The 13,229-nt window shown below is 42.0% G+C and carries 8 protein-coding genes; 7 read left to right on the forward strand and 1 reads right to left on the reverse strand.

Annotated elements, in window-relative coordinates:
- The first annotated feature begins 65 nt into the window (after positions 1-65).
- Positions 66-1,175, forward strand: a complete 1,110-nt coding sequence (locus ACMXYP_RS07595) for an Hpt domain-containing protein (RefSeq protein WP_415884405.1) — start codon at positions 66-68, stop codon at positions 1,173-1,175.
- A gap of 218 nt (positions 1,176-1,393) precedes the next feature.
- Here the strand turns inward: ACMXYP_RS07595 and ACMXYP_RS07600 are convergent, their stop codons facing one another.
- Complete coding sequence (locus ACMXYP_RS07600; RefSeq protein WP_415884406.1) at positions 1,394-2,461, reverse strand: 3-deoxy-7-phosphoheptulonate synthase; 1,068 nt, start codon at positions 2,459-2,461, stop codon at positions 1,394-1,396.
- A 303-nt stretch (positions 2,462-2,764) separates the two neighbouring features.
- On the opposite strand from ACMXYP_RS07600, the gene dsbD reads away from it, so the two are divergent.
- The 6 genes from dsbD to ACMXYP_RS07630 all read left to right on the forward strand — a co-directional run bounded on the left by dsbD (position 2,765) and on the right by ACMXYP_RS07630 (position 13,196).
- Complete coding sequence (dsbD, locus tag ACMXYP_RS07605) at positions 2,765-4,582, forward strand: protein-disulfide reductase DsbD (protein WP_415884407.1); 1,818 nt, start codon at positions 2,765-2,767, stop codon at positions 4,580-4,582.
- 128 nt (positions 4,583-4,710) lie between these two features.
- The gene (locus tag ACMXYP_RS07610; protein WP_415884408.1) at positions 4,711-6,825 is read left to right on the forward strand and encodes a type VI secretion system Vgr family protein; all 2,115 of its coding nucleotides are present in this window, start codon (positions 4,711-4,713) and stop codon (positions 6,823-6,825) included.
- Positions 6,822-7,370, forward strand: coding sequence for a DUF4123 domain-containing protein (locus tag ACMXYP_RS07615; RefSeq protein WP_415884409.1), 549 nt, complete (start codon positions 6,822-6,824; stop codon positions 7,368-7,370). Before ACMXYP_RS07610 ends, ACMXYP_RS07615 begins: the two co-directional genes overlap by 4 nt.
- Positions 7,371-7,372: 2 nt before the next feature.
- A complete protein-coding gene (locus tag ACMXYP_RS07620; protein ID WP_415884410.1) occupies positions 7,373-11,164 on the forward strand; it encodes a hypothetical protein in 3,792 nt (1,263 codons plus the stop codon).
- A gap of 89 nt (positions 11,165-11,253) precedes the next feature.
- Entirely contained in the window at positions 11,254-12,135 is an 882-nt protein-coding gene (locus tag ACMXYP_RS07625) for a hypothetical protein (RefSeq protein ID WP_415884411.1), read from the forward strand.
- A gap of 230 nt (positions 12,136-12,365) precedes the next feature.
- Positions 12,366-13,196, forward strand: a complete 831-nt coding sequence (locus ACMXYP_RS07630) for a transposase (RefSeq protein WP_415884412.1) — start codon at positions 12,366-12,368, stop codon at positions 13,194-13,196.
- Positions 13,197-13,229 lie beyond the last annotated feature (33 nt).

Below are 13,229 nucleotides of genomic sequence, written 5' to 3' on the forward strand. Positions count from 1 at the left end.
AGAATGTGTTATAAAAAAGGATAGCTTTGCTATCCTTTTTTTGTGGCTAATTGAAATGGTGAAAAATGTCAGACGCAAATGATCAAGGATTTCAGCAGCTCAGTGACGAGCTCAAAACGGAGTTCTACTCTAGCGTTAAGGAAGCGATGGAGGAATTAGATCACTGTTTTAGTTCCTTGAACTGTAATTACGATCCTGAAATTGTTAATCAAATGTTTAGGGCGGTGCATTCAGTTAAAGGCAACTGTCATATGGTGTTTCTCGACAGTATTGCTGATGTTTGCCATAGGCTCGAAGATTTAGTTGATCAATTTCGCAAAAATCAGCTCCCTTATACACCCGTGCAAGGAGAGTTCATCGCTTTTGTTTTTACCCGATTAGAACAGCTTGTCGCTGATAAGGTTAGCGGTCTTGATGTTGGTTCGTCTGATATTGAGCTTCTAGAAAAGGGTGTGCTGCAGGTTTATCAGTCTGGCCAGTCATCACGCGACAAAGTGACTCAAGCAACCTTAGAAAGCTTCTCAGGCATACTCACAGCCACACAGAGTATAAATGAGAGCGTGTTGGATAAGCTTGAGGCGCAAGAGCAGTTAAAAGATTTTGATGATCTGGCTTTTATGGGGCAGGTTGCAAAAATTCTGCAGGCCAAATCTATCCAGCAGCAAGGTGATCTCGCTAAGCTTATTGCAATAGGTTGTATGCTCAATCAGCAAGTGCCTCATCCTGAAATTGAGGAGCAATTGGTCGCAGCGTTTAATTTTCAGAATTTGGGAAGTAAATTTGTCCCTTCGCCTGTTTTTGATATTGGGCTTGAATCCGCGGAATGGGAAAAATCTAAGGCGCGAGAGCAGGTTGAGTTATCAGCTGGCTTTCTAAAGCTAGGCGGTAAATGGTTAGCCGCTTCAAAACTGATTGAATGTAGTTTTGAGCGATATGATGGCCGAGGACCGTTTGGTCTAAAAGGAGATGATATTCCAGCGGGGAGTACGATTCTCTCAATGCTGAAGTTCTATCAGCAAAATTATCTGCGCTTAAGGAAGGACCACAAGCAAAAAATCGCGGTTGCTAAAACGATCAGTCGTATCAATAGTGAAAGCGGTTATAGATTTAATCCGAAGCTGGTTGGGTTGCTGACTCAACTAGGCCGTTCAGATCCTGATAAATTGACGCTGTAACGGTCGCTCTGCCGAATAGGTAAGCTGTATGGGTTATTCCATATTGGTCAGCCAAGTTAGAAGAGGCAAACTGTATTTGGTTTTAATCTGATTTGGAGGCTATATGCCGCAGGAACAATTAGAGTTTGACGGTGATGGAAAGGTATATATTCTCTCCGAAAACTAAATAAAGCGCATGGGCTACCCTATGCGCTTTTTTTTGTGGAGAGCTGGGCCTATTAGCGATTAGCTAATGCAGGCTTCAGTTTCTCGTTCATCTCAACTAGGCACTTCTCAGTTGTTTCCCAGTCGATACAAGCATCTGTTACAGATACGCCGTATTCAAGCTCGCTTAGATCTGCAGGGATAGACTGGTTGCCCCAAGCAAGGTTACTTTCAATCATTAGGCCAACAATAGATTTGTTGCCATCAATGATTTGGTTGGTCGCATTTTCAGCTACAAGTGGCTGAAGAGCTGGGTCTTTGCTTGAGTTTGCATGGCTGCAATCAATCATAATGTTGTTTGCTAGGCCTGCTTTATCTAGCGCTTGTTCACAAAGCGCTACGTTTACAGAATCGTAGTTTGGCTTACCGCCACCACCACGAAGTACAACGTGACCATACTGGTTTCCTTTAGTGTGTACGATAGAAACCTGACCACTCTCATTAATACCTAGGAAGCGATGTGGTGCGCTAACAGATTTAAGTGCGTTTGTAGCAACCTCTAGGCCGCCATCAGTACCGTTTTTGAAACCTACAGCGCAAGATAGACCAGAAGACATCTCACGGTGAGTCTGAGACTCAGTAGTACGTGCGCCGATTGCTGACCAAGAGATCAAATCTTGCATGTACTGTGGAGAAATTGGATCTAGTGCTTCAGTTGCTAGTGGCAAACCCATTTCAGATAGATCTAAAAGAAGTTTACGTGCAGTTTGCAGGCCTTTTTCGATCTCGAAAGAGTCGTTTAGGTCTGGGTCGTTAATAAGACCTTTCCAGCCTACTGTCGTACGTGGTTTTTCAAAATACACGCGCATAACCAGATATAAGGAATCTTTAACTTTTTCCTGAAGCTCAACCAGTTTTTTGCCATATTCGATAGCTGCTTCTGTATCGTGAATAGAGCAAGGGCCTACAACAACGAATAAACGAGGGTCCTTACGGTCAAGAATATCGCGAACAACAGAGCGGCCTTGCATAACTGCTGCAGCTGCTTTCTCAGAAATTGGCATTTCAGCCTTCAGCGCATCTGGGGAAATCAGAACGCTATTTGATTCGATATTTAAATCTTCAACACGTGTATCGGTCATTAGTTCTTATCCTACAATAGAGAGCTATTTAACGTTATTGAGCGCTTTTAGCGCTGGGGCTCTCTAGACTCTTTGTCAATGTGTCGCTTGTTTTACCATAAACCTATGAAGGTTATAAGTATGCAGATGGTCTATTCTGCGCCAAATCAAAACAATGGCAGTTGTTTCTACTAATTAAAGTGCTTTTACGAGTGCTGTTCGGTAAAAAAGGCGTGGTAAACTATGTAAATCCGATTGATAGCGAACTGTTAGGCATAAAAGTTGTCAATCAAGCGTCTGCGAGATTAATCCATAGGAAACGCTGTGTTGTATCTATTTAAACGAGTTTTTTGGTTACAGTTTTTACTTATCTTATCTGTAGCTTCCCCGAGTGTGACGGCGGGACTATTTGATCAAAACCCTTTTGGTGAAAAAGGCCCTGTTCAGGTAGAAAAAGCGTTTGTTTTTGGTCATGTGCAAGAGGGTGATACCTTAAAACTGATCTGGGATATGCCGGATGAGTATTACCTCTATAGAGACAGAATAGAGCTTAAAGATGGCGAAACAACCCAGATTATCTCACGCAAGAATGCACCGGCTGAATTAAAAGATGACCCGTTGTTTGGTCAGGTCTGGGTTTATTACGACCGCGCTGAGATTGATCTCTCACTGCTGAGCAAAGTCGATCCAGCAAAAGACGGCAAGCTAACCATCACTTATCAAGGTTGTTGGGACGGTGGCGTTTGCTATCCGCCAGTCACTAAAGAGATCTCAATAGCAGCATTTACCCCTTCTAAATCAGCTGCTGATGTGAGTGCGGCTCCGGCAACCATGCAAACCATTAATGCCCCTGCAGTGACAGAGCAGGATCGTTTTGCGCAGATGCTATCTCAGGGCAGCTTGATTGTTACATTGGGTGCGTTCTTCGTAGCGGGTTTAGCTCTATCCTTAACACCTTGTGTCTTTCCGATGATTCCAATCCTATCGAGTATCATTGCTGGGCAGGGTAAGCATGTATCGACGGCTAAAGGTTTTGGCCTGTCTCTTGTCTATGTACTGGCTGTATCCATCACTTACACCATTGCAGGTGTACTCGCAGGATTGTTTGGCGAAAATGTTCAGGCGCTTTTCCAAAATGCTTGGATTATCGGCAGCTTCAGTTTGATCTTCGTTTTGCTCTCTTTATCGATGTTTGGTTTTTACGAACTTCAACTGCCAAACAGCATTCAGACCCGTTTAAGTCAGGCGAGCAACAGCCAGAAGGGCGGCACGGTTGCCGGTGTGGCGATTATGGGCTTCCTATCTGCGCTTATCGTAGGCCCTTGTATGGCGGCTCCTTTAGCAGGCGCATTAATCTATATCGGCCAAACAGGTGATCCATTCTTAGGTGGTAGTGCGTTATTTGCGATGAGCTTAGGCATGGGCGTACCACTTCTATTGGTTGGCGCTTCTGCAGGAAAGCTACTTCCACATGCTGGTCTATGGATGAACAAGGTCAAAGCAGTATTTGGCGTGCTACTGTTGTTGATGGCCGTTTGGATGCTTGATCGGATTGTACCTACCGTCGTTTCTATGTGGTTAACAGCGATCATCCTAGTTGTATCGGCTGTCTATATGGGCGTGCTGTCTAAAGCAAAAACGGCAAAAGAGAACCTTGCGAAAGGTTTGGGTTTAATTATTCTGCTTTACGGCTTGTCGCTAATGATCGGTGCGTTGGCAGGTGGTAATAGCTTTAGATACCCATTAAAAGCATTTGCAGGTGATCAGTCTGCACAAGCTGAGGTTCTACCTTTTATAAAAGTGACAACGCCAGAAGCACTTAATAGTGAGTTAGAGATCGCCAAAGCCAATGGACAGCCAGTCATGCTAGATTTCTATGCTGATTGGTGTGTTGCTTGTATAGAACTAGAGGTAGTTACTTTCGCTGACTCGCGTGTGCAAAATGCTTTAGCGCCTTACCGGGTGATTAAGGTAGATGTCACCGCAAATGATGAACCGGCTAAAAAGCTTAATAAAGACTACGCACTGATCGGCCCGCCGGCGCTTATCTTCTATGATCGCGAAGGTGCAAAGCTCGATCATAAAACGCTTATTGGCGTTGTGCAGCCAAATGATTTTCTAAATCATATTCGCGATATCTAAAGAGAACTGACCAACTAATTTTCGCTTCTAAGTACCATTTAGGATAAATGGCACAAAGCATGCTTGGATAAGCTGCTATGTAATACGAAAACGTGATTGGAAGAAATTTCACGTCAAAGGAATGAGTGATGTTTTTAAAAGCAAATGAAGAACGCTTCCTCTTTAATGTACAAGGCAGTGCCGAATTCTCACTGGTACGACTCTCTGGAGTGGAGCAAGTATCCCAAGTATTCAGTATTGAAATTGAACTGGTTTCTAAGCAAACAGATATAGAAATCGATCAAATTGTAGGGAAGGCTGCTTGTGTCACTTTGTTGGATCAAACCGGAGATGAAAACGAACAAACACGTTACATCAATGGTATTGTTGCTAGTGCGGTAATTGGCGAAGAAGGCGTTCGACAAAGCAGTTACCGTGTCACTTTAGTGCCGAAAATTTGGTTGTTAAAACATCGTCTCGATAATCGAATTTTTCAGTTTTTAACGACACGCGACATCGTTACTCATTTGCTTAGTGAGCACAACTTCTCCTCAGACGAATTCCGTTTTGACCTCACAAGGCCTGCTAGTGCCCGTGAATACTGTGTTCAATACGCAGAGTCGGATCTCAACTTTATAGAGCGGTTGCTTGAGGAAGAGGGGATTCATTACTACTTTGAGCACTCAGCTAATAAACACACAATCGTATTTAGCGATTCTTCTACCTCTTCGCCCTATATCAGTGGTGAGGCTGAAATACCTTATTTTCATCATGCCCAAGGGGCTATCTCAGAGCAGCACATATTCCGTTTTCAGTATGCTGAAGCGATCCGTCCAGGCAAAGTTTCCTTACGTGATTTTAACTTTACCAAGCCCAATTTAGACCTTACTGAAACAGCCTCACACCAGCAGGATACCGCCCTAGAAATCTACGACTATCCTGCAAACTTTATGGAATCTGGCCGAGGCTCACATCTAACTGATGCCCGTTTAGATTCTGCTAATCGAAAGCGTAAGACGGTTGAAGCCGAAAGTGACGTTAATCGATGTGCGCCGGGTTTTAGTTTCACCGTTCTAGATCATGAGCGTAGCGAATTAAATACTGAGTATTTTATTTCTCGTATTGAGCATGTTTGTTCTCAGCCGCAGGTGTTGGAAACAGGTGCTACGACCGAAGGTTCTAAATACAGCAATAAACTGAATCTTGTCTCTATGGATACGCCTTACCGCCCTAAAGTGGATCTTGATAAAAGGCCGGTGATTCAAGGTGCACAAACGGCAACGGTGACAGGGCCTGAAGGCGAAGAGATCTACACTGACGAGCATGGCCGCGTAAAAGTGCAGTTCCATTGGGACAGAATTGGTGAATATGATGAAAACACCTCCTGTTGGCTTCGTGTCAGTCAAAACAGTGCAGGCGGGGCTTTCGGCAGCATGTTTCTTCCTCGCATTGGAGATGAAGTAATTGTTGATTTCCTAGAGGGAAATCCAGACAGGCCCATCATCACAGGCAGGGTTTATCACGGCCATAATATGCCACCTTATGCTCTGCCTGAGCATAAAACCCGCTCAACAATTAAGACCCTCTCCAGCAAAGGTGGCGGTGGCTACAACGAAATCCGCTTTGAAGATAAAAAGGGTGAAGAAGAAGTCTTTATCAGAGCAGAGAAAGACCTAGATCAACGTACCTTAGATACCCATAAACAATGGATTGGTCACGAGCATCAACAGCTGGTGGAACATAACGAATATAGAGAGTTTTACAACGAGGAACACGCGCTAACCAAAGGCGATTACCATCGTGAAGTTAAAACCAATTACAACCATACCATTACGCCTGACTATCACGCCCAAATTGGCAAAAGCGGCTTTCAGCATGCGGTGAATGAAAGCAATTGGAAAGCTGGGCAAAAGATCATTTTCGAAGCCGGTACCGAAATACTTATAAAAGCAGGTGGCAGCACAATCACGATTAATCCTGCTGGGGTAAAAGTGAATGGCGCCGCGATAAACCTAAACGGTGGAGGCGGCGGTGGCAGTGCCGCTGCAGCAGCACCAGTAGCACCAGAACCACCGTTAGAAGCCGATTTAGATCAAGCGGGATATGTGACTGAGGGTAAAGCGGCTGCTGAACCTTGGATACCTGCGCCGACCCTAAAGCGAATGGCATTAGTTGATCAGCCAGCAATCGGATTATGTATGAAAGACGGCGGGTCTATCGCGACTTGCCCACGTTCGGATTGTCCATGTAAGGGGTTAGCATGATCCCTATCTACGATGATGCTTTGTACTGCCTGATACTGGATCATAACCGTTTTCACGATAATCCATTGGCACTTATCTTCCAAAATGAAGAGCTTCCAGACGTAGCCAGATTATTTGACGGTACGATTCTAGAAAGCGTCGCAGAAGAAGGGCCTTGGTGCGTATTTTTTAAATCTGATTCCGAGCTGATCTATAGCGAAGTCATTCAGCAACAGTGGGAACAGAATGTTTACTGGCAAGCGGGTTCCTCATTGGTAATAGGCTTACCAAACCAGCCGAAAGAGGAACTGTTGAGTTGGGTGCAAAGCAGGGCGCTTGCTCAATCTCCATTGGGTAATGCAATGGTATTTCGTTTTTATTCTCCGGCGCTTTTAGATTCGTTGGAACAGGAGCTTACAGAAAACGAACTCACCCGTTTTATCAGTGGCATCTCAGAGGTGATCTGGGCGAAAGGAAGCTTTAGAAACCACGACGAAATAACCCCTGAAGCAATTCAGACGGCCTATCAGCTACCGGAACAGTTTTACAAAGGATTAATGGAATAATCATGGCAACAATCAGCACTTACCAAGAAGTTCAGCAGTTATGTACTGACGTGCTTTGTAAACACTATGGCGTTACAGAATCGACTCTAAGCAACTTAAGCTGTTACCAAATTAGTCAAGCAAATGAACTGTTTGCAGGTAATCTAATTGGTCAGCCTGTTTCTGAAGAAGAATTAAAATCACCAGACGTTTCTATCGAAAGAGTGGATATACCTCGACCGCAGAAAAATGATAAAGAGGTGTGTAAACCGAGAGAATATGTTGATCTGTTATATGTGCCATCAATGCCTAAATCTGGGAAGCAGGCTTGGTTTCTGCTTACACAAGAAGGAGCTCTAAAGGTTAAGGAAGAAATCAGTTATATGGACGCCCTTCAAGAAAAAATGGTGGGGATATATAGCTCGATCAAGGTCGAAGGCGAGTCTGGCGGGCCATCGAATGGCACTACGGAAAATCATAGCGCCTCAACTAAACAGAAAAAAGATGATGTACTGAAGGAGATGGGGAAGTATGGAATCCTTTCAAAATTTCTTCATAAGCCTCACGAATTTTTTTTAAAAGATGAATTACAGTTACAACGCTATAGAGCGTTAATGCTCTTCAAACAAGTTGTGGTCGCAAAACCAGAAATGGTGTCTGGCCTACTAATCTCAGAAAAATCAGTAGACGGTATTGCGAGTGAATTCCAACAAGAATACAAAAATGCAATCGAGAACTCTAAGTTTTGGCATACATGTATTGGCATACTGACCGTTAAGCTATGGAGACTTCCCAATTTCATCGAAAGAACCGTTTCTGAAAGGTACACAGAAATTGAGCTAAAACAATTTCGTGAGGATGCTATTGATGACTTATTTAAAGAGCTTAACACTGAAATTGAAAAATTAGAGAAAATAGCTGAAAAGGCAGCGGCACAGAAAAAAACTGATGATGGTACTCCCCATGTGTACTTTAAGAAGAAAGGCTCAGAGGGCACTAAAGGTTATTTCACAAGTAAGCACGAAGAGATTGTGTACTCAAATCTCACCGTTGTTGATAAAACTCGAAGCCTATATAGGTTGAGACGTTCACATGTTCTTAAGCGTAACCTAGATGACCTGGCTGAAAGTTTGAAAAAGTGGCAAGAAAAAGCCGATTTTATATCCGATCTTGAGAACTTTAATCAATGGAAGTTTAGCTTTCCTGATACAAGTACTATCACTGAAAGATTAAGCCACGCTCCTCTTTACATGCTGAACAGTCGAGGGATCGTTTTAATTGAACAATGCCTCAATGACTCTGATTTGGTTGGTTGTAGCTATACAGGTGTAGATTACGATGATGATTTGTTAACGGATAAAGAGGTTGCAACCTTACTGAGCAATGCAGGAACTTCTCCGAGGGAGCTCTACGATGAGTCCAAGCATAAAGTAAGCTGGTCTTACTATCCGGCTATTGCCATGTTGGAGCGTGTTAATCAGACCTTAGCTGATAAAACGGGAACAACTAAAAACCTACTTCAAGTGACTGGGCTCCCCGGTCAGATTTTTCAACCACTATTGACGTTAAAACGAATTGTTGAAGATCGTATAGAAATTCTCAAAGAAAAGGCAAGAACCAATGCCAAGGAGAATAAAACCGTTCGGTTGTATTGCAAAGGGAAAAAGGCATATCAATTAATTGTTGATGAAAAAAAGTGGGAACCCAAAAATAAAACCAAGGAGCTTTTTGCTAAAACGGGCAAATCAGAGTACCAAATTGTTGAGTGCTATTTAGCGAGTAACGAAGGAAGAATGAGTTTTGTTCGTGGACCAAGCTGGATGGTTCCGGATGGAGATGTTCATAAAATTGATCATTGTGGCCATTTGTATGAACTTACTCAGCAATTGAGTAGAGCAGAGCCGCTAAAAAGCGTTGGGAATTTAGAGGGAGATCCCAGCAGCCTACTTAATGTAATGAAGGGTTTGAAAGATGAATTTGCCAAGAATGGGTCAACAAATCTTGGAACGATAAATTTCGGTGAAGTTGATATCTCGAAAATGGATGTCGCATTGAGTAAAGGTGTTTACAAATGGAATAAGGGTGCCACCGAGTCAGATCCAGCTTACTCTGGGGCCGCGCAGTACCAGTTTATGCGTTTTAGTAGTGCTGCAACTATAGGCGCAAAAGCTGATCTGTTAGAGGCTGCAAAAGAAGGTAAGGTGACTATTGGTGAATACGGAGCAAAATTAGAACTGAATATTCTCCAAGGTAGTTATACATTGAATGCACAATTGCCCTGTAGAGTAGGTAAAGCTTTTCTTATTCCATACATTGTTAAAGTACCAAAACCCTTAAAAATAAAGCAAGCGGCCTTGGTTGCTGCAGGTAAAGACGAGATAGCCCGATTATATAATGCCGGTAATCTCCGAATGGATCTTTCAACAACCTTATACGGCATGCTGGGTGCTTCTATAGCGTTAGGTGCCAAAACAGAGTTTGGCATGCTAGATGAAGGAGGCATCGGCGTAAGGGGTACTTCAAGTACAATGGAAGGCTTCAATGACTGGCAACCAGAAACACCATATATTGAAGGTGTAGGAGAAAAATTAGAAGGAAAGGCTGCAGATTTATCGGCTTCAGTTAACGCTTTTGCGGGAGTTGAAATTGGTGGAAAACTAAATGCTAAATTAGAGTGGGAGCCTCCACAGTTAACAACGACATATAAGCCCTTAATTAAGGTGGAAGGAAACGAAAAAGTTACAAAAAAAGATGGTTTTCTGACATTAGCAAAGTTTTCCGCTGAAGCAGCTGTCGCGTTTGGTGCTGCCGGTTCTGCAATAATTAAATTCTCCTTAAGTGGTGGCCGTTTAATCGTCTTATTCGCTGCAAAGTTAGCTATGGGGCCCGGTGTTGGTGGGAAATTTGCTTTTGAAATTCATCATTCAGTAGTGAATGATTTTTTTGATCTGATCCTGAAAATAATGAATCAGGAGGGATTTAGGCGGATCTCCATATTTGATGAAAGTAAGGTAGAAGGCACAGATAAAACTAACTTTGAGTTTTTTAATACGCTTTTGACTGCGCAATTGATGACAGGTCTTCATATGGCTGACTTGTTGCTACTTCCCCTCGAAGCATTAGGAAAGTACACGAAAGCTTCGAGTAGGAGAGAGATGGCTCCTAGTATGGCACGGTTTATAATAAGTGGAAATAAAGAAGATCAAGAGCTGGTTCAACAATGGGTCACCAATTTACCACCTGAGACTATAGCGCTGCTGTTTGAAATGTTGGCTGAGGGACAAATCTATAACGTATTTGAAATTTTAGGTGATGTTCTTAGTGAAGGTGCTGACAATGAAGATGAATATAATGCAAATAATCAAAATCAAGCTAAATCAATTGTTAAAATTATGGAGCTAATCGCTAGTAATAAATATATACCGTATGAGGACACTAAAGTTAGTAACTTACCTGCTCGGGTTTTTTCTAAAGCGGTAACTAGGATGGGTTTTAAATACTATGAGGTACCAACAAAGAAAGAAGAACAATGGGCGGCGTTTTTAAATAATTGGTTATCTTTGTATCGAATTGTAAAGAAGAATTTAGGGATTGATGAGTTTAAGTTCTTTGTTTTATCCTCGCGTAAGCTTTGTATCGGTTACGAAGTAGCATTTATTCGCCATAAGCAAAGTAGTCAAGTTAAAATGAAATGCTGTTATATCGGGGACTGTCAAAGTGAAGAGGAGATTGAAGATCGTCGAGATTTGGCAGGTTATAACGATGCGGAATACAAGCTTTTTAAAACAGGAAGTGTATGCGATATATTCAATTAATTTTAATGTGTTTGTTACTATGTGTTAATACTTCAATGGCTGGTCCATACTTACAAAAGGGAGACATACTGTTCGATCCGGTGTTTTCTATGAACAAAATAGGCAGTGATGAAACATTAAGGGAGCTAGCCGAAAAAGGTAATCCAGATGCGTTGTACTGGTATGCTACGTCACTGGAAAGTAAAAATGTACTTAAGCACGCCGAGTCTTATCATTACTATAAAAAGGCTGCAGAAAAAGGTAATCCTTATGCCATGCTAAGAATAAGTGGTGAAGTTGGAAGGTCTAAATATGATTGTGAAATTATAGGTTGGCCATGTGATAGTGAGTGGGCAGACAAGGCAATTGATAAGCTAATAGAGTTAAAAAATCAAGGCGATGTTAAGGCTTATTATTACTATAATAAGTATTCAGGTACAATATTTTCGCTATTAAACCCTTTTTCTGATCACATGAGTGAAGAAGATATGATAGCTTACGCGGCTGAACGTGAATATTATACACCTCTTATTCAGTTTTTATTTAGATATAATAAAAAAACTAACAAAGTAAGTGATGAAATAGTTTTGGTCTTAGATAAGGCTGTAGAGAAAGGTTTTAGTCCGGCATTATATTATAGGGGTATGATATTTTATCGGGGCTTGAATTATGAAAAACGACTGTCGTTATTAACGGCTGCTGCTCACAATGGTTATATTCGATCTTATAGTGCAATTAGCTATCTGGCAATGGAAAAAAATGATTACCTAACTGCATATACTTATCTTTATTTAGAGTATTTGGTTAGCGGTCATAAACCAAGCTATATTAACAATACCCCTCAAGGTTTATATCAATTTCAAAGCCTAAGTGAAGATGAGATCAAGAAAGGGATAGAAAGCGCTGAAGAGCTTTATAAAAATGTAGAGCCGGAAATTTACTTTGATGAAGGAAATTTCTTTTATAGTTCGGGAATGGCTATATATCATTAAGGTCAGGTCAGGTCAGGTCAGGTCAGGTCAGGTCAGGTCAGGTCAGGTCAGGTCAGGTCAGGTCAGGTCAGATCAGATCAGATCAGATCAGGTAAGGTAAGGGAATAATCGGGATCAGATTAAGTTCAATTTGACATCACCAAGATCAGGGGTCAAGTCTCCCATTTCCCACAATAGCTAGACACAAATAACCTAAGGAAGCAGGTTAAGGACAATCACAGGAGGTGAGCATGTCTAGAGCACTCAGGATTGAGTTTCCCGGCGCGTATTATCACATTACATCCAGAGGTAATACGCGCTCAGATATCTATTTTGATGATACCGGTAGACGGTATTTTCTATCTTTACTCCAGCAGATTTGTGAGCGGTATAGATGGATTTGTCATGCTTATTGTCTCATGGATAACTACTATCACCTCTTAATAGAAACAGCTGATTCTAACCTTTCAAAGGGCATGAGACAGTTGAACGGTGTGTATACACAATGGATAAATCGAACATATAAGAGAGTTGGTCATCTTTTCCAAGGTCGCTATAAGGCAATTATAGTTGATAGTAATGAGTACCTTTTAGAATTAAGTAGATACATAGTGCTGAACCCAGTTAGAGCAAGAATGTGTCATGAAGCTTCTGAATGGCCTTGGAGTAGTTATCGATCAACCGCTGGTTTGTGCAAAGCGCATGAGTGTTTGGTCGTCGATTCAATTCTAGCTGCATTCGATGAACATAAGAGTCAGGCTCAAGAGAAATATAGATTATTTGTTTCTGAGGGATCGAATCAGCCTTCCCCTTGGGAAAAGTTAACAAATCAAATTTACCTTGGCTCTGATGCATTTATCGATGAAGTGCAGTGTAAGCTAGATCCCGATCAAAGCTTAATAGATATCCCTAAAATACAGCAAAGGCAGGCGAAGAAATCCTTATCTTACTATCAGGAGCTTTACGGAAAGAAGGAAGCAATTATAAAAGCTTATGCAAGTGGACATTATACGCTGAAAGAGCTCGCTGGTTATTTCGGAAGTAGTAAAAGCTCGGTAAGTAGAATTGTTAATAGCGGATAATTATATGGGAAATGGGAGACTTGACCCCTGAGG

The organism is Neptuniibacter sp. QD34_54 (assembly GCF_047778055.1).
In the GTDB taxonomy this organism is placed as follows: Bacteria; Pseudomonadota; Gammaproteobacteria; order Pseudomonadales; family Balneatricaceae; genus Neptuniibacter.